The 17,630-nt window shown below is 67.3% G+C and carries 12 protein-coding genes and 4 pseudogenes; 9 read left to right on the top strand and 7 right to left on the bottom strand.

Annotation, left to right across the window (positions count from 1 at the left end; all coding sequences use genetic code 11):
• Nucleotides 1-35: 35 nt before the first annotated feature.
• Both ADK41_RS25660 and ADK41_RS25670 read left to right on the top strand, forming a co-directional pair.
• Nucleotides 36-2,357 carry an ATP-binding protein gene (locus ADK41_RS25660; RefSeq protein WP_030834443.1) on the top strand — a complete coding sequence of 774 codons (2,322 nt, stop codon included), beginning with the start codon at nucleotides 36-38 and terminating at the stop codon, nucleotides 2,355-2,357.
• 178 nt (nucleotides 2,358-2,535) lie between these two features.
• A pseudogene (locus ADK41_RS25670) lies at nucleotides 2,536-3,684 on the top strand (IS3 family transposase).
• Nucleotides 3,685-3,953: 269 nt separating this feature from the next.
• Here ADK41_RS25670 and ADK41_RS25675 read toward each other — a convergent pair.
• Nucleotides 3,954-4,445 (bottom strand): winged helix-turn-helix transcriptional regulator, encoded by a 492-nt coding sequence (locus ADK41_RS25675; protein ID WP_030834447.1) that lies wholly within the window; start codon nucleotides 4,443-4,445, stop codon nucleotides 3,954-3,956.
• A 94-nt stretch (nucleotides 4,446-4,539) separates the two neighbouring features.
• On the opposite strand from ADK41_RS25675, the gene ADK41_RS25680 reads away from it, so the two are divergent.
• On the top strand, nucleotides 4,540-5,037 hold the full coding sequence (locus ADK41_RS25680) for a tautomerase family protein (protein WP_037805159.1): 498 nt from the start codon (nucleotides 4,540-4,542) through the stop codon (nucleotides 5,035-5,037).
• A 62-nt stretch (nucleotides 5,038-5,099) separates the two neighbouring features.
• On the opposite strand, the pseudogene ADK41_RS25685 reads toward ADK41_RS25680, so the two are convergent.
• Nucleotides 5,100-5,638 (bottom strand): annotated as a pseudogene (locus ADK41_RS25685) (transposase); the annotation flags it as partial.
• A 33-nt stretch (nucleotides 5,639-5,671) separates the two neighbouring features.
• Between ADK41_RS25685 and ADK41_RS25695 the strand changes: the two are divergent.
• Both ADK41_RS25695 and ADK41_RS25700 read left to right on the top strand, forming a co-directional pair.
• Nucleotides 5,672-6,480 (top strand): IS5 family transposase gene (locus tag ADK41_RS25695; protein WP_420706784.1). Its coding sequence is split into 2 segments (ribosomal slippage): nucleotides 5,672-6,020 and nucleotides 6,020-6,480, totalling 810 coding nucleotides; the frame shifts between segments, so codons are not numbered across the junction.
• Nucleotides 6,481-6,654: 174 nt separating this feature from the next.
• Nucleotides 6,655-7,209: an ATP/GTP-binding protein gene (locus ADK41_RS25700; RefSeq protein ID WP_030834455.1), complete on the top strand. Its 555-nt coding sequence runs from the start codon at nucleotides 6,655-6,657 to the stop codon at nucleotides 7,207-7,209.
• A gap of 40 nt (nucleotides 7,210-7,249) precedes the next feature.
• Here ADK41_RS25700 and ADK41_RS25705 read toward each other — a convergent pair.
• A pseudogene (locus tag ADK41_RS25705) lies at nucleotides 7,250-8,690 on the bottom strand (IS3 family transposase).
• 220 nt (nucleotides 8,691-8,910) lie between these two features.
• Here ADK41_RS25705 and ADK41_RS25715 point away from each other — a divergent pair.
• Nucleotides 8,911-9,338, top strand: a pseudogene (locus ADK41_RS25715) (transposase family protein); the annotation flags it as partial.
• A 627-nt stretch (nucleotides 9,339-9,965) separates the two neighbouring features.
• Here the strand turns inward: ADK41_RS25715 and ADK41_RS25725 are convergent.
• Both ADK41_RS25725 and hemA read right to left on the bottom strand, forming a co-directional pair.
• Nucleotides 9,966-10,190, bottom strand: a complete 225-nt coding sequence (locus tag ADK41_RS25725; protein ID WP_078662149.1) for a transposase — start codon at nucleotides 10,188-10,190, stop codon at nucleotides 9,966-9,968.
• 111 nt (nucleotides 10,191-10,301) lie between these two features.
• Nucleotides 10,302-11,558, bottom strand: a complete 1,257-nt coding sequence (hemA, locus tag ADK41_RS25730) for a 5-aminolevulinate synthase (RefSeq protein WP_051843516.1) — start codon at nucleotides 11,556-11,558, stop codon at nucleotides 10,302-10,304.
• A 337-nt stretch (nucleotides 11,559-11,895) separates the two neighbouring features.
• On the opposite strand from hemA, the gene ADK41_RS25735 reads away from it, so the two are divergent.
• A complete protein-coding gene (locus ADK41_RS25735) occupies nucleotides 11,896-13,461 on the top strand; it encodes an ANL family adenylate-forming protein (RefSeq protein WP_030834461.1) in 1,566 nt (521 codons plus the stop codon).
• Nucleotides 13,462-13,516: 55 nt separating this feature from the next.
• On the opposite strand, the gene ADK41_RS39750 is transcribed toward ADK41_RS25735, so the two are convergent.
• Nucleotides 13,517-13,738: a thioesterase domain-containing protein gene (locus tag ADK41_RS39750; RefSeq protein WP_267883156.1), complete on the bottom strand. Its 222-nt coding sequence runs from the start codon at nucleotides 13,736-13,738 to the stop codon at nucleotides 13,517-13,519.
• Nucleotides 13,739-13,809: 71 nt separating this feature from the next.
• Between ADK41_RS39750 and ADK41_RS25740 the strand changes: the two genes are divergently transcribed.
• Nucleotides 13,810-14,109 (top strand): transposase, encoded by a 300-nt coding sequence (locus ADK41_RS25740; RefSeq protein ID WP_030834463.1) that lies wholly within the window; start codon nucleotides 13,810-13,812, stop codon nucleotides 14,107-14,109.
• Nucleotides 14,110-14,123: 14 nt separating this feature from the next.
• Nucleotides 14,124-14,993, top strand: a complete 870-nt coding sequence (locus ADK41_RS25745) for an IS3 family transposase (RefSeq protein WP_030834465.1) — start codon at nucleotides 14,124-14,126, stop codon at nucleotides 14,991-14,993.
• Between the two features lie 309 nt (nucleotides 14,994-15,302).
• Here the strand turns inward: ADK41_RS25745 and yicI are convergent, their stop codons facing one another.
• Entirely contained in the window at nucleotides 15,303-17,621 is a 2,319-nt protein-coding gene (gene yicI / locus ADK41_RS25750; protein ID WP_030834467.1) for an alpha-xylosidase, read from the bottom strand.
• Nucleotides 17,622-17,630: the final 9 nt, after the last annotated feature.

The following is a 17,630-nucleotide window of genomic DNA, read 5'->3' on the forward strand; positions in this document are numbered from 1 at the left end:
ATCCATTCCGTGCCCAGCAGTAAAGGAGACGGCCGGTGCGAACTTTCGGCAGCATCCTGCGTACCTTGCGCGAACGCGCCGGACTTACCCAGCAGGAACTGGCCGAACGAGCCGATCTGACCCCGCACGCCGTCAGTTCCCTGGAACGCGGCACCCGAACCCGGCCCTACCCGCACACCGTGCGCGCCCTCGCCGACGCCCTCGGTGCCTCCGAGGGTGACCGCGCCGCGCTCGTCGCCGCGATCCCCCGCCGCCGGCCCGTCGCCGACTCTGTGACCAGACCGTCAAGTCTGATGATGCCGCCGACCCCTTTATTCGGCCGCGCCGATGACATCGCCGCCGTGGCCGACCTCATCCGCTCCGGAGCCCGCCTGGTCACGCTCACCGGGCCCGGCGGCGTCGGCAAAACCCGTCTGGCGGCCACGGTATTGGAGATACTCGCCGGGGAGTTCACGGACGGCGTCCAGTCTGTCTCCCTCGCCCACCTCGCCGACGCCGCCACACTCATGGCCACGATCGGGCGCGCACTGGGGCTGGCCGGCATCGACGCGCCGGGCGCTCACCACCTGGTGGCCGAACACCTGCGTTCAGCCCGGTTTCTGCTGCTACTCGACAACTTCGAGCACCTGCTCAGCGCCGCAGTCGAGGTGGGGCAACTCATCGCGGCGTGCCCGAAACTCACCGTACTGGTCACCAGCCGCTCATCGTTGCGGGTGAGGATCGAGCGCGAGTACGTCGTGGAGCCCCTCGGCCTTCCGGCCCGCGACTCGACGACGGTCGACGAACTGCGCGCCCACCCCGCCGGGGCCCTGGCGCTGGACCGGGCGGAGTCGGTCGGAGTACGGCCGTCCGCGGGTGACGTGCCGGCCACCGCTGAGCTCTGCCACCGCCTCGCCGGCCTACCTCTGGCCATCGAACTCGCCGCCGCGCAACTGCGTCTGCTGTCCCCTGCCGCGCTCCTGACCCGCCTGGAGGCCGCCAGCACAACGTCGGCGGCCCGTGACCTGCCCGAGCGGCAACGCACCATGCGGGCCACCCTCGACTGGAGCTACGGCCTACTCAACACCGAGCAGCAACGGCTCTTCACCTTGCTGGGAGCGTTCCGCGGCGGCGCCACCCTCGAAGCGATCGAGGCGGTGGCGGAGAGCGGCGATGGAAGTGCCGCCGACGACGTCCTCGGGATCCTGCACGAACTGGCCGAGCACTCCCTCGTACGCGCCCGCGGCAACCGCTTCGACATGCTCGAACCGATAGCGCAGTACGCCCGTGGTCTCCTGGTGGGCGACCGGGCCGCCCGCGTCGGACGCGCCCATGCCCACGTCTACTTGGATCTCGCTGAACGAGCGGCCGCCAATTACGAGCGTGCGGACCAAGTGGAGTGGCTGGCGCGGATCGAGGAGGAGGAGGCCAACGTCCTCGTCGCCATCGAACGCTCCCTCGACGCCGACGACCCGCGTACCGCGGCGCGCATCACGTGGTTCATGTGGCTCTACTGGTGGCTGCGCGGCCAGCTCAGCGTGGGCCGCCGCCTCGCCGACCGGTGTCTCGCCACCGACCTGCCGCCCTGGGAACGCAGCCGGGTCAACCTGACCGGCGCCACCATGTCGTACGCCGCCGGCGACCAGAGTGCCGCCGCGGCGTACTGGGCCGAGGCCGACCGCCTTGCTGCCAGCCAGAAGGATCCCGAAGTCCGCAGCAAGGCTCGTGCCGGTACCGGCCTCGCGGCTCTGGCCGACGGCGACCTCAATACCGCTGAGGAGCGCTTTCGCTCCGCTCTCGGATACGCCCTCCAAAAGGACGGCTCGCCCTGGATCGCCTCCCTGGCCCAGGTCTGGCTCGGTACGGTGCACATGCTGCGCGGCGCTCCTGCGGCCGCGGTGCCCGAGATCGAACGCGGTCTCCAGCTCGCTCGTGTCCGGGGCGACCGGCTGTCTACGTACGTGGCCCTCTACAACCTCTCCCAGGCCGCTCTCGCTCTGGGCGACTACCCCTTGGCCCGCCGCCATGTGGAGGAGGGCATCATCCTCTCGCACGAGACCCGGGACCTGGCCAATCTCGCCTACTTCGTCGAGACGCTCGCAGTGATCGAGTCGAGGCAGGGCCACCACGCCCGCGTTGCCACCCTCCTCGGGGCCGTGAACGGTCTGCGCGCAACGGTCGGCGCCGACGTCTACGGCTACTACCACCCCGACCAGAGACTGCGGGACGCGGCCGAGAGGTCAGCACGATCCGCCCTGGGTGACGAAACCCACGACGGGGCCGTGGACACCGGCCGGACGCTCGGCCCCCGGGCGGTCGCGGAACTCTCCCTGCACGGCACCTGCCTGGGGACTGACACGAAAATGACTTGTGGGTGAGTCAGCTGGTCAGGCCGTGACGGGGCTGTTCCTTGCGGACAGTCAGTCGCATGCCCTTGAGCCAGCCGTCGAGAAAGGCTGAACCGTTCCGGGTTCGGTAGAGATCTTGGTCTGCTCCGGGTCTGATGGAGTCGGGTTGCTGGAGAATTGACTGATCCAGCAGCATCCGGAGGCCGCCATGCCCCGCAGCTATCCGCCCGAGTTCCGCCGCCGGGTCCTCGACCTTGTCGCATCCGGCCGCAAGGTCGCCGAGGTCGCCCAGCTCCTGGGCGTCAGCGACCAGACGATCTGCAACTGGCGCCGCCGGCACCTGATCGACACCGGGCAGATCCCCGGCACTACCAGCAGTGATCAGGCTGAGCTGGCCTCGGCCCGCAAGCGCATCGCCGAGCCTGAGACCGAGCTGGCCATCCACCGCCGGGCCGCGGAACTCCTCGGTGAGGCGACTCGCCCAAAAGGCGGTACGAAGCCATCCGCGTGATGGCTGACGAGGGCCTGCCGGTCCAGCCGGCCAGCCGCGTACTGCACGTCGCGGAGTCCGGCTACTACACCTGGAAGGACCGTCCGCCCTCGGCCCGCACGGTCCGGCACGCCTGGCTGACCGAGGCCATCATCGGCATCCACACCGCCTCACGCGGCACCTACGGCTCCCGCCGGGTACATGCCGAGCTCGCCCTGGGCCTGGGTATCCACGTGCACCACGGCACCGTGGAACTGCTGATGCAGCGGGCCGGCCTGCACGGCCTGCCGGGCAACCGAGCCCGTCGGCGGTCCAAGCCGCAGACACCGTCGGCCGCCGACCTGGTGGAACGCAACTTCACCCGTCACGCCCGGGACCAGCTGTGGGTCACCGACATCACCGAACATCCCACGATGGAGGGCAAGGTGTACTGCGCTGTGGTCCTGGACGCCTTCGCCCGCCGGGTGGTGGGCTGGCCCATCGACGCGTCCCCGACCGCCGCATCGACCACCCATGCACTGAGCACGGCCATCGGCAACCGCCATCCCCAGCCCGGCGGCACCATCATCCACTCCGATCACGGAGTGCAGTTCGGCTCCTGGGCGTTCACCGAACGAGCCCGCGCCTTGCGGTCTCCTGCCGTCCATGGGCTCGATCGGGAACTGCGTGGACAACGCGATGAGGGAGTCCTTCTGGGCCCGGGTCCAGGTGGAACAGCTCAACCGCCGGCGCCGGCGGACCAGACTGGAGCTGTCCACGGCACTCTTCGAGTACCTGGAGATCTTCCACAACCGCCGGCGCAGGCACTCGGCCCTGGAAATGCTCACGCCCGTCGAGTACGAACTACGTGCAGCACCTGCAGCGTAAAACCAAGCGACACGACTCCACCAAACTCAGGACACTCCGGAGTCCCTACCGAACCCGGAACGGTTCAATCCGATCCGAGAACCGATCAACCCCCGACGACTTCACCTGACTCGGTCTTGGCACAACCCACCCAACGACCAGAAACCACCAAAGTCACCGGTATTGGGCCTAGCCGCAGCATCCAACATTTACCCCATGACACAGGCGTCGGCCCCGCTATTTGGAACATGCTTCTCGCGATATGGGCTGCTGGGTACGACCCTGGGATCTCAGGAACTTTCCACGAAGCGCGCGCCCGGCCCGGGCGTGCGGCAGACGTCTTCCGGGGCGAGGTGGCTGTGCCCCGCAGCGCACTCGAGGACGACCTTAACCGGCTCGCCGCAGGAGCTCGCATCGTCGACGGACCGGTGCCGGACGATGACCGACGGGCCCTGCGAGTCGGCGAGGTACGTGTCGCCCCATTCCAGAAGCGCCACGAGCGTGGGCCGCAACGCCCGTCCCTGCTCGGTGAGTTCGTAGGCGAAGCGCTGCCGATCCCCAGGCTCCCGATAGGGTACGCGACGCATCACTCCGGCGGTCACCAAGGTCTCGAGCCGAGTCGCCAGGAGATTTCTGGCGATCCCGAGGCGGGAGTGGAACTCTCCGAACCGGCGCGCGCCGTCCAGCGCTTCACGGACGATCAGCAGCGACCAGCGCTCCCCCACCACCGAGAGGGCGCGCGCCACCGAGCAGTTCACCGGGTCGATCCGCCGCGTCTCCATGGGACGAGTATACCCCTCTGGGTTTACAAGCTGTACTTAGCCCTCGTAGGCTCCTTCCTGAGTTGAAAAAGTAAACTCACTAAGGAGATCGGCCATGCCCATGCTCGACGTGTACATTCCCGACGGCGCGCTCCAGCCGGACGCCGAGGCGGTGCTGCTGAACCGCATCACCGAAATCCTCGTCCGTAACGAAGGATTCGACCCCGCCGACCCGGTGAGCCGTTCCGTCTCCTGGCTCTGGCTGCACAGACCGGCCAGCATCTACGTCGGCGGAGAACCCGCAGACGCACCTCGCTACAAGGTCGTCCCGTCCGTCCCCGAAGGCCAGCTCGACGAGCAGAAACGCGCGAGCGTCATCGCCGAGGTCACCGAGGCAATCCTCGACGCGGAGAACGGCGCCTGGCCGCGTGACGCCAGCCGGATCTGGGTATTCCCCACCGAGATCCCCGAGGGCCACTGGGGCGGCTGGGGCCGGATCAGGCCGCTCGCGACGATCCTCGCCCGACTCACGGGCGGCGACACCAAGCGGGCCCGCACGCTCGCGCGTGAGCGGATCGCTGCCAGCCGAGCCGAACACGCCCGCCTGCCCTGATGAGCGGCGAATGAAGTGGGGATCGATACGGCCGGTGACACCGTCGTTAGGATCACCCAGATTCAGGCGACGTCGGCCTTGGCCACGACCTCGCGGAGGCGTCCGCCGGCGGCGTGCTGGTTCCGCCAGATGATGTAGCGGCGGGTCAGCTGCCCTGCTCTTTGTGGGTAGCGTGGTCGGTGCCGTCCGGGGTGAAGTAGCGCAGGACGGTGAACTGGGCCTCGATACGGTTGAGCCAGGAGCTGTTGGTCGGCGTGTAGGCGAGTTCGACGTTGTTCGCCACGGCCCAGTCGCCGACGCTGCTGTCTTTCTTCGTGGTCAGGTGCGGGGAGAAGTGGTCGAGCACGAACGCGATGCGGATCTCGGGCGGGCAGAGACCGCGCAGATGGCGGCAGAATCCCAGGAACTTCGTCCGGTGCTTCCTCGGCTTGATGTGGCCGTAGAGCTTGTCCTTGCCCAGGCCGTAGGCGGCGAACAGGGGTCTGACCCCGTGCAGGCAGGTATAGGTCGCCCGTCGGCGGGGCCTCGGTTCCCGCCCGGGGTCCTTGTGCCGCCCACCGCGCTCGGCCCACTGCCGCCCAGGGCGGGGCTGGAGGTTAAGACGTCGTCTCATCTGGGTTCGTAATCTTGAGGCATGACGATCGTGGAGCGGCTGGTCCCGGACGGGTTGTGGGAGTTGTTCCAGCGGGTGGTGCCACCTGCTCCGACGCGGCCGCAGGGCGGTGGGCGGCGCCGGTACGGCGACCGCGAGGTGTTGGCGGCGATCATCTTTGTGGCCACCTCCGGCTGCACCTGGCGGCAGTTGCCGCCGGTCTTTGGCCCGTCGGGGCCGACCGCGCACCGGCGTTTCACCGAGTGGAGTGCCGCCCGGGTCCGGGCCAAGCTGCACCGTCTGGTCCTGGACGAGCTGGGCTCGCGCGGGGAGCTGGACTGGTCGCGGTGCGCGATCGACTCGGTGAACATGCGGGCCCTGAAAGGGGGGACCTGACAGGTCCGAATCCTGTCGACCGGGGCAAGAAGGGCTCGAGAATCCACTTGATCACCGAGCGGACCGGTCTGCCCATTTCCGTCGGCATCTCCGGCGCGAACCTCCACGACAGCCAGGCCCTCAAGCCCCTCGTCCGCGGCATTCCGCCGATCCGCTCCCGGCGCGGCCCGCGCAGACGCCGGCCCGCCAAGCTCCACGGCGACAAGGGCTACGACTACGACGACCTGCGGCGATGGCTGCGCAAGCGAGGCATCCGGCACCGCATCGCACGCAAGGGCATCGAGTCCTCCACTCGACTCGGTCGGCACCGCTGGACCATCGAACGGACGATGTCCTGGCTGGCCGGCTGCCGCCGCCTGCACCGCCGCTACGAACGCAAGGCCGAACACTTCCTCGCTTTCACCGCCATCGCCATCGCCTGCACCCTCATCTGCTACCGCAGACTCACCAAATGAGACAACTTCTTATTCAACGCTTCGGGTATCAGGCGCGTCTCCGGCACACGAGCCGTTCGAGAATTAGCCTGTGCCCCCCATCCCCATCGGCTCCACTGGCTCGTTACCTTCGGTGGAGGCAACGAGCGGCGGCCCATGGACCCACCTCGACCTGCAAGAAAGGGTTCTCGAATCATGCGGCGGTACGTTCTCACTGGCACGCCGGGCGCGGGCAAGACATCAATCCTGCGGTGCCTGAGCGAACTTGGCTACGGGGTTGTCGAGGAGGCAGCAACGGCAGTCATCGCACGAACGCAAGCGCTGGGCGAGGACCAGCCATGGACACGGGCGTCCTTCATCGACGAGATCGTCGCTCTGCAACGAGAGCGACAGTTGGCGGCCACCGGCTCCATCCAGGTGTTCGACCGGTCACCGGTCTGCACCCACGCCCTCACCACCTACCTGGGGTGGCCGGTGTCCCCGGCACTGGCCGCGGAACTCGAACGGATCACCTCGGAAGGGGTCTATGAGAAGCAAGTGCTCTTCGTCCGCAATCTAGGGTTCTGCGAGCCGACCGCGGCCCGGCGGATCAGTTTCCAGGAATCACTGGCTTTCGAAAAGATCCACGAAGAGAGCTACCGCGCGTTCGGTTACGAGCTCATCGAGATCCCTGCCGACGACCTGGCTCACCGCGTCGCCACGGTGAGCTCAGCCATCGCGCATGCCCTGCCTCAGGCACCCGCAAGGTGAGCCCGGAACCTGTCAAAGCGATCAAGGCAGGTAGATCGTTTTAACGTTGTGCTGGGATCAGTGGGCCGTCTGGTGTCGGCTTGTTGATCCAGGCCGCTGCGGGGAGTGTCGGCGGCTCGGGTGGCTTGCGGACGAAGCGTTCGGGGTGCTTCGCGTAGACCGCCTGGAGGACGTCGGCACGCATCTCGCGGAGCTGCTCGACGAGGCCGAAGTGCACGTCGTAGGGCGTGTGCAGGCCGATCCCGGAGCGCCGGTGCTCCTCGTTGTACCAGGTGAAGAAGTGGGTGCATTACGCCCGGGCGTCCTCGGGGGATCCGAAACGGCCGGGAAAGTCGTGCCGGTATTTCAGGGTCTTGTACTGGCTCTCACTGTACGGGTTGTCGTTCGATGTCTCCGGTCGCGAATGCGACTTGGTGACGCCGAGGCCGGCCATCATCTGGGTGACGTTCTGTGCGACCATCAGGGACCCGCGGTCCGAGTGGATCGTCAACTGGCCTGATCTGATACCGTACTTGACGATCGTTTGGGACAGGAACCGCTCGGCGAGATCTTTGTTTTCCCGGTCGGCGATCATCCAGCCGACCGTATAGCGGCTGAAGATGTCGATGACCGGGTAGAAGCAGTAGTAGGGGCCCCTGACCGGTCCCTTCAGCTTCGTGATGTCCCAGCTCCAGACCCGGTTCGGGCCCTCGGCGATCAGCTCGGGAACGGTCCGGGGCGGGTGGACGGCCTGGCGACGGCGTTCACGGACCTCACCGTGCCGTCGCAGAAGCCGGTGCATCGTCGACTCCGAGCACAGGTAGACACCCCGGTCCAGGAGGATGGCGTAGATCTCCGCGGGCACCATGTCGGCGAACTCCGGGGAACGGAGCACGTCGAGGACCCGTATCTCCTCCTCCGGGGTGAGCGCGCGGGGGTACCGGCGCCGTTCTTGCTGCGGCCTGGCCGGGGCGGGGCCGCGGCGGTGGTGGCGGTAGTAGGTGGCCCGGCTCACGCCCAGCGCGGTGCACGCCTGGACGCGTCCGACCAGTCCGGTGAGCTCTTCGAGGACCTGGTCGCGGGCATCGTCGAACACGGCCGCGGGGGCGGCCCCGATCATTTGGTGTTCTCGCCGTTCTGGTTCGGGGCGCTGTCCGTGGCGAACTGGTCGAGCAGCGCGGAGAGTCTTCCCTGGACCTCGATGACGGTGCGGGCCTTGGCGAGGCCGGCTTCCAGGCGGGCCTTCTCCGCTTTCAGCTTCGCGATCTCCCTGTCCCGCGGGTCCGCTTTCGTCCGGCCGGCGCGGCAAGCGCCGCTTGGCCGCCCTTGTCCCGCTGCTGCCGCCACGTCGTGATCAACGACGAGTACAGGCCCTCCCGCCGCAGCAGAGCACCCTTGCCCTTCTTGTCCAACGTCTCGTACTCCGCGAGGATCCTCGCCTTGTACTCCGCGGTACACCGGCGCGGACCGGTCGGACGGGCTTCCACCTGCGGATCAGGCATCCCGTGGTCATTCGTGCCGGCCACCCGGGCACTACTCCTTCTCCGCCCTCGACTCAATGAATCATCCAGTATGCCTGACTCGACCTACTTTGATAGAGAGGGGCGGGTGATGACGGCTGGTGGTCGAGGGCCGTGACGCGACAGGGCTCCTGGTCGTTTCGGTTGGTGATCTCACCCGCCGCCGTCTCGGCACAGGAGGCCTGTTGGCCTCGCTCGAGCCATGCCCGGCGTCCCGCACGAGGTCGTTGAGCACGTTTCCCGGCTCATCCACGCCCGAGGGCGTGAGCTGAACTCCCGCCGGCGCAGACTGGGCTTTCCGGCAGACCCTGCTGGTCCTGGTGCACCTGCGCAAGAACAAGACACTGGCCCAGGTCGCCGCCTGGTTCAGTGTCTCCACCGCCACCGCCGGCCGGTACGTGAACGAGACGGTCGTCCTCCTCGCCGAGCGCGCCCCGACCCTGCACGAAGCTTTGCGCGAGCTTCCGCCGGGGGGATTCGTCATCCTCGACGGCACGCTGATCGCCACCGCCCGCATCGCGGCGGACGAGCCCCACTACTCGATGAAGCACCGCCGTCACGGGATGAACGTGCAGGTCGTGGCCGCACCGGACGGGACAGCTGTGGTTCTCGCAAGCGCTGCCAGGCCAACAGGGCTATCCAGGAGGGCTCCGACGCCGTGATCACACCAGCCATACGGCGATCATTTCAGTTGCCGACACCTCGCCCTGCGACTGATCCTGGACACCAGGCAAGCGAAGGGGGACATGGCGGGGCTCATGCTTTTCCCCGGAGACGGCGACGCGACCAGCCCCGACGTCTCCTGGTCCTGCACCGGCTTCCACATGTTCAGACAGTGACTGGCCGACTCAGAGGGCTTCACCCTTGCTGAGATGCGCGGGTTCGGTGGAGACCGCGAGTGGAGCAGTGTCTCCACCACACTGACACCACTGCTCGACCACCCAGACGATGACGGATCCCTCACAGCTGCTCAATGCGCAGCCATGTTGCCCAGACTGGAGGCGATCGACGAGTAGCCGCGCTGGATCCGCTCCCAGTCTTCGTCCGACCAGACCCGCTGGGGCAACTGTGGCATCGTTTGAGGAACAGATATTGGCCGGATACGACCGGAAAATGTGGACCGGGTCGCGCATTCGTCAGCGGGCATGCAGCGATCCTACGGAAGAAGCCGAGCGTGACCACGTCAGCTCCTCAGCTGATCTCATTGTGAAGCGATCAGTAACGCCTTCTCCGCACGGATCAACCGGTACAGCTCGCTCACCGGCCGCTCTCCTTCACGAAAAAGGCCGTCGCTTTTTTCAGGATCTCGATCGTCTGCTGCTGTTCGCGGACCTCCTTGCGCAGCCGTTTGAGCTCCTCACGCTCGGCGCTGGTCAGCTCACCGGACTCGCCCTCGCTCCGGCGGTACCAGCCGCGCAGGGACTCCGAGCTGATACCGGGTTCCCGGGCAACCGCGGTGACCGTCCTGCCGGAGGAATCCACGGGCGCGTTGCGTCCCGCTTGAACTCCTCGGCGTACCGCTTCATTTACTTGCTTCCCACCTGGTGCTACTCCCTCTGGAACATCAAGATCCCAGTCTCCGGGTGTCCATGATCAGGGGGAAGCCGCAGAGCCCACTTCCTCCCAGACCTGGCTCAGAGCGTCGACGAATTCGCTTATGTCGTCGGCGGTGTGCACGGCTCCGGGGGCGACCCGCAGGATCTCCTCACCGACCCGCACGCTCGGCGCGTTGATCGCCTGCACGTAGATTCCGTGCCGGTCGAGCAGCAGCGCGGACATCCGCTTGCACACGGCCTCGTCCCCCACCATGACGGACACGATGTGCGTCTGGTCCGAAATGAAGGGAATTTCACGCTCGTTCAGCAGCCGGTGCATCAACTGCGCGTTCGACCAGAGCTGTTCCCGCTCGACCTCGGAGGACCGCAGATGGTGTACGGCTGCCAGGGCGCCGGCGGCCACGGCCGGCACCAGCGCGGTGGTGAAGACGAAGGAGCGGGAGAACATGCGCACCGCTTCGATGATTTCGGCGGGCCCGGCGATGTAGCCGCCGGTGGTGCCGAAGCCCTTGGCCAAGGTGCCCATGATGACGGTGAAGTCGTCGGCGATGCCCTCCCTGGCCGCAATGCCGGCACCCTCCGGGCCGTACATGCCCACCGCGTGCACCTCGTCGAGGTACGTCATCGCCCCGTAGCGCTTGGCGATGTCGGCGATTTCGGACAGCGGGGCGATGTCGCCGTTCATCGAGTACACGGACTCGGTGACGATGAGCTTGAGGGCCTCGGGGTCGGTTGCCGCCATCAGTTCTTCCAGGTGAGCGGGGTCGTTGTGGCGGAAGATCCGCTTCTGGGCGCGGCTGTGGCGCAGGCCGTCGATGATGGACGCGTGGTTAAGGGCGTCGGAAAAGACGACGCACTTCTCCATGCGGCCGGCGATGACGGACAGCGCACCGTCGTTGGCGGTGTAACCGGAGGTGAACAGCAGGGCCTCGTCCTTGCCGTGGAGCACGGCGAGCTCTCTCTCCAGCAGCACGTGGTAGTGGTTGGTGCCGCCGATGTTGCGTGAGCCGCCGGCGCCGGCACCGTGCTCGTCGATCGCGTCCTTCATGGCTTTGAGCACTGCGGGATGCTGGCCCATGCCGAGGTAGTCGTTGCTGCACCAGACGCTGATGCTGTCCCGGCCGGTCACGGGTCCACTGCTGCGGACGCTGGCCGCGGGGAAGCTCCCGGCGAGCCGTCCGATCTCCAGGAACTCCCTCTTCCCCCCGTCGGAGTTTTCTGTGAGGCGTGCAAAGAGATCCAGATATTGGGTCGTCACGTCTACTCGCTTCGTCCAGGCCGTCTGAGGCCACATGCAACTATGGGCAACCGCGCATAACTGGCTGAAACCGCACGGCTATGACTGGATTCTGCTTGTCCCCGGCACCGGCGCGAACGTGTCACTGGCGAAATCGCGCGGGAGCGGTCTCAGCATTCGCAACGCAGGGGAAGGGCATGGAGGTAACGTCTGTATATCATCGACTCCGGCGGGCATTCAACTCGTCGAAGATTAACGGGCGTTGGGAACCAGCCGACCACAGCCGTGCTCACCGGTCACACGCCCAATGGTCGCCGAGAGCGGATTGCCGCGCTTCCGCGTGATCATGTAAGTCCGCACTGGCCGATAAACGAACCAGCAGGGTGGGGTAAAGATGTCCTCGAACGAGAATTACGTCCGTCGGGTGCTTGATGCGTTGGCCTCCGCCCCCGACCGGACTGCCCTGTGGGCGGATGGTGAAGAAATCACCGCAGGCCAGTTCTCCAAGGCGGTTCTCACAGCAGCGGAACTTCTGTTCCGGCACTTCACGGAACATCGAGCCCCGAGTACGGAGGGCAGGGCCTCGGTTGTGGTGGTGCTGACCGTCACCAACAGCCCGGCGACCATCATCCTCCGCTACGCGGCCAACCTGGCCGGGGCCACCCTGGTCCACCTGCACTCCACGAACGCGGTGGACCCTACCGACCAACTGGCCGCCGCCGCTCGGCTGGACATTCTCAGCAAGACCAGGGCGACCTTCCTCGCCGTCGACGAGGAGAACCTGGACGCGGCCCGAGAGCTGTGCGACCGGCTGCCCGAGCCACCGCGTCTCGCCGCCCTCGGCGCCCTCGGTCCCGATGTCCTGGACCTCTCGTCGGGTGCCCCGGACGCCTTCGGCCACGACGCCGTCGAGGTCGACCCCGAACAGCCGGCCGTGGTGATCCACACCAGCGGTACCAGCGGACGTCCCAAGGGTGTCACGCAGCCGTACCGCCTTCGCCGTGCCCACCTCCAAGTGGCCCTCCAGTCCCCCGAACCCATCGTGTACCTGTCGACCCTGCCGGTGAGCAACTCCAGCGGCTCCGCCGTCGATGTCGCGCTCGCCTCCGGCGGAACGGTCGTCCTGCACGACGGGTTCGAGGCGAGCGAAGTACTGCGGGCCGTGGAACAGCACCGCGTCTCCACGCTGACCATCACCCCGCCGCAGCTGTACATGCTGATCGACCACCCCGACACCGCCACAACCGACCGTTCGAGTATCAGGCTCATCACCTACGTCGGTTCCCCCGCGGCCCCGGCCCGACTGGCCGAGGCGGTCGAGGTGTTCGGCCCGGTGTTGCTCCAGCTCTACGGGACCACGGAGGTCAGCGGCATCAGCATGCTGATGCCGCAGGACCACTTCGACCCGGAACTGCGCCGGACCGTCGGACGTCCGACCACGGAGATACGCATCCGCGACGTGGACGACGACCGTGACCTGCCGCCCGGCGAGATCGGCGAGGTGTGCGTGCAGAGCCCGTCCACCATGCTCGGCTACTGGGGCGAACCGGAACTGACCGCCGCGATCATCCGCGACGGCTGGGTGCACACCGGCGACCTCGGTTCCCTCGACGAGAACGGCTTCCTGCGCCTGCACGGACGCATGGGCGAGGTGATGAAGACCAACGGCATCAAGGTCCATCCCACCGATGTGGAGAACGCGCTGCTGACCCATCCGGAGGTCGCCCAGGCCGCGGTGTACTGCGTGGTCGACGAGGACCGCGTGGAGCACATCCATGCCGCCGTCGTGGCGCGGCCGGGCGGCACCGCCGACACCGGGACGCTGATCGGCCACGTCGCCGCCGAGCTGTCCCCGAAGCACGTACCGGCCGTGGTGACGTTCCACGACGCGCTGCCCCTCACCGGTGCCGGCAAGCCGGACAAGCCGGCACTGGCCGCACGGCACAGCGGTGCGGCATGATCCTGACCGCCGCGTCCGTACTGGCCGAGTCCGCCGGGCGACGCCCCGGCCCGGATCAGCGCTCGGTGCCGGTCCGGGAACGCTCCTGGAAGCCCGTCGCGTCCTCACGCAGTGCCGCGATCACCTGCTCGCTCTGCTCGGCGAGGTAGAAGTGACCGCCGCTGAAAGTGCGGATCCGGAAGTCCGCGCGGGTGTGCTCCGCCCATCCCGCCGCCTCCTCCTCCTCGTTCACCTGGGGATCGACGTCACCGGTGTAGACGTACAGGGGGCACCTCAGTGCTGAAGCTTCCCCTTGATCGTGGACACCTGGAGACTGGGATCTTGAGGTTCCAGAGGAAGTAGCACCAGGTGGGAAGCAAGTACACGAAGCGGTACACCGAGGAGTTCAAGCGGGATGCGATCGCGCTCGTCGATTCCTCGGGCAGGACGGTCACCGCTGTCGCCCGGGAACTCGGCATCAGCTCCGGATCCCTGCGCGGCTGGTACCGCCGGGCGAAGGCGGACCGGGGCGAGGGCGAGTCCGGTGAGCCGACCAGCGCCGAGCGTGAGGAGCTCAAACGGCTGCGCAAGGAGGTCCGCGAACAGCAGCAGACGATCGAGATCCTGAAAAAAGCGACGGCCTTCTTCGTGAAGGAGAGCGGCCGGTGAGCAAGCTGTAGCGGTTGATCCATGCGGAGAAGGCGACGTACCCGATCGTCCTGCTGTGCCGGGTGCTGAAGGTCGCCCGCTCCTCCTACTACGCCTGGTGCGAGGGCGAGGCCGCCCGTCGTGCCAGGCGGGCCGCCGACGACGCGCTCGCCCATGAGACCACCGTGGTGCACATCGCTTCCCGGCACACCTACGGTGTCCCGCGCATCCACGCCGGACTGCGCCGCCTGGGCCGACGGGTGAACCGCAAGCGCGTCGCCCGCGTGATGCGTGAGCGCGACATCCGCGGCGTCACCCGGCGCGGGCGACGTTCGCTGACCCGGCCTGATGCGAAGGCGAAGCCGGCCCCGGACCTGATCGGCCGCGACTTCCATGCCGAGCGCCCCGGGACCAAGCTGGTCGGCGACATCACCTACCTGCCCACCCCCGAGGGCTGGCCCTACCTCGCCTGCTGGCTGGACCTGGCCACCCGCGAGGTGGTCGGCCACGCCATGGCCGACCATCACCGCGCCGAGCTCGTCGTCGACGCTCTCGACATGGCCCACGGCCGGGGCGGACTCGAGCCCGGCTGCGTGATCCACAGCGATCGCGGCAGCGAATACACATCGACCCAGTTCCGGCACCGGACAGGCAAGTTGGGGCTGCGGCAGAGCTGCGGACGCACCGGATCATGCTTCGACAACGCCGCTGCGGAAAGCTTCTGGGCTCTGCTCAAGGAGGAGATCGGCACCCGTACCTGGCCCGACCGGGCCACCGCCCGCGCCGAGGTCTTCTCATTCACCGAGACCTTCTACAACCGCCGCCGCCTGCGCAAGCACAAGACTTTCGGCTACCTCACCCCGGCCGAGACCAGGCAGCGGCATCAGCACGCCCTCGCGGCATAACGATCACGTGTCCGAGATCACGGGGAAACTTCACCCGTCGGCTCCTCCACGACATCGGACACGCCATCGAACCCGCCGAGACACACCTGGCCACACTCGACGACTTCACCAACCTCGCCACACACCTCGGCATCCCCGCGCCAGAGATCAAGACAGCGAGTTATTGATCGGCAAGCCCTAACTACCCGGCCTTGGGGTAAGGCCCGCGGTCCTTTCGAGCTCCGCGGTTCCGCGTGACACGCCGTGCTCCGGGCACGGCGGTCGAAACGCGGCGGGAACTCCGGCCCGGCGCGGCCGGTCGGCGAGTGGTCACCCGTCGACTGTGATGGTGAGAGCGTTGGGCAAGGCCCGCAGCAGCACCCCCTCCGCCACGTGTTCCGGCGTGGCGCCCTCGATCGAGGAGGGCACGGACTCACCCACCAGCAGCACGGCCCAGTCCGCGATCGGCCGGTCCGCCGTGACGTGCAACCGGCCGCCGGCGCGTTCGACGGTGAAGGCCGCGGACAGTTCGCCTCCGGGCGCCACGATCCTCGTCTTCACTCGCGTCGTTTCGGGCAGGGAGTAGACCCGCAGCACGACGCCTGCGGCGTGATCGTAGTCGGGCCGGTCCTCCACGGCGCCCGTGGGCAGCACCGTTCCCGGCCTGACGAGCAGGGGCAGGCTGTCGAAGCCGTGCTGCTCGTCGACCCAGCGGGGGCCCGTGATCGACTGCCCGGACAGCAGACTGGTCCAGCGGCCCTCAGGCACGTAGTAGCGGACGTGCCCGTCGGCCGAGAAGACCGGAGCGACGAGCAGAGAGTCCCCCAGCATGTATTGCGTGTCCAGGTAAGCGCAGGACGGGTCGTCGGGGAACTCCAGGATCATGGGACGCATCATCGGCAGACCCTCGGTGTGAGCTTCCTCGGCGATACGGCCCAGGTAGGGCATGAGCCGCATCTTCAGCCGGCTGAAGTCCCGCAGTACGTCCACCGACTCCTCGTCGAACGCCCAGGGAACCCGGTAGGACCCGCCTCCGTGCAGACGACTGTGCGAGGAGAGCAGACCGAAGGCGATCCACCGCTTGAACACCGCGGCGTCGGGAAGACCGATGAATCCTCCGATGTCGTGGCTCCAGTACCCGAATCCGGAAAGCCCGAGGGACAGCCCGCCCCGCAGGCTCTGGGCCATGCCTTCGAAGGTGGCCTCACCGTCGCCGCTCCAGTGCACCGGGAAACTCTGTGTACCGGCCGAGGCGGCGCGAGCGAAGAGAACGGCCTCACCACGGCCCCGGCGTCGCTCGAGGAGGTCGAAGACGACCTGGTTGTAGAGGTGGGCGTAGTGGTTGTGCATGCGTTCCGGATCGGATCCGTCGAAGTACACCACGTCCAGCGGGATGCGCTCCCCGAAGTCGGTCTTGAAGCAGTCCACTCCCATGTCCAGGAGCGCGTCGAGTTTCTCCGCGAACCATGAGCAGGCGGCCGGATTGGTGAAGTCCACGATCGCGAGACCGGGCTGCCACAGGTCCCACTGCCAGACGTCGCCATTGGGTCTGCGCAGCAGGTAGCCGTTCTCCCTTCCCTCGGCGAACAACGGCGAGTGCTGGGAGATGTACGGATTGATCCACAGACAGATCTTGAGGCCGCGGTCCTTCAGACGCTTCAGCATGCCGGGCGGATCGGGGAAGGCTCGTTCGTCCCAGGCGAAGTCGCACCACTGGTATTCGCGCATCCAGAAGCAGTCGAAGTGGAACACGGAAAGAGGGATGTTCCGCTCGGCCATGCCGTCGATGAACGAGCTGACCGTGCCCTCGTCGTAGTCGGTGACGAAGGAGGTCGACAGCCACAGACCGTAGGACCAGGCGGGCAACCGGGCGGGGCGGCCCGTCAGCGCGGTGTAGCGGCGGAGAATGTCCTTCGGCGTCGGGCCGTGGACGACGAAGTAGCGCAACGACTGGCCCGCCACGCTGAACTGGACGCGTGACGTCGCCTCCGAGGCCACCTCGTACGACACCTTGCCGCTGTGGTGCACGAAGACCCCGTAGCCGGCGTCGGTCAGGTAGAACGGCACGTTCTTGTAGGCCTGTTCGGAGGAGGTCCCGCCGTCCGCGTTCCAGATGTCGACGGACTGACCGTTGCGGACCAGCGGTCCGAAGCGTTCGCCGAGGCCGTAGACGTGCTGCCCCACGCCGAGGTCCAGCTGTTCGCGCACATAGGGGTGGCCGTCGGCTTCGATCACCGCCATGGCTTTGGCTCCGCTGCCGGTCAGAACCCGGCCGTCGGCCAGGAAATCCATACGCCAGGCGTCACCGCGGGTGAAGCGTACCGACAGTGAGCCGCTGGTGAGCACAGCCGCGCGGTCATCCACCGACACATCGACGGCGGGCGTTTCCGGGGAGTGGAGCTCGATTTCCGGTCCACGCGGCCGCACGCCCTCCAAGTGGGTGATCTCGACCGCTATGACGTCCGGCACCGGGCTGCTGCAGCGAACGGTGACGACGGGACCCATCGTCGCATCGCCTTTCCTCTCGATCCGTCGGACCGGAGCCAGAACCGTCAGCGAATCCGAGTCGGAGGTGATGCGGTACGCCTCGGCCGGGTGGAAGGCCTTCACTCCGTCACGGAGCAGCCAGTGACCATCAGTGAACTTCATGGGAGTCAC

Origin of the sequence: Streptomyces caelestis (assembly GCF_001279005.1) — a bacterium.
Classification (GTDB): Bacteria; Actinomycetota; Actinomycetes; order Streptomycetales; family Streptomycetaceae; genus Streptomyces; species Streptomyces heliomycini.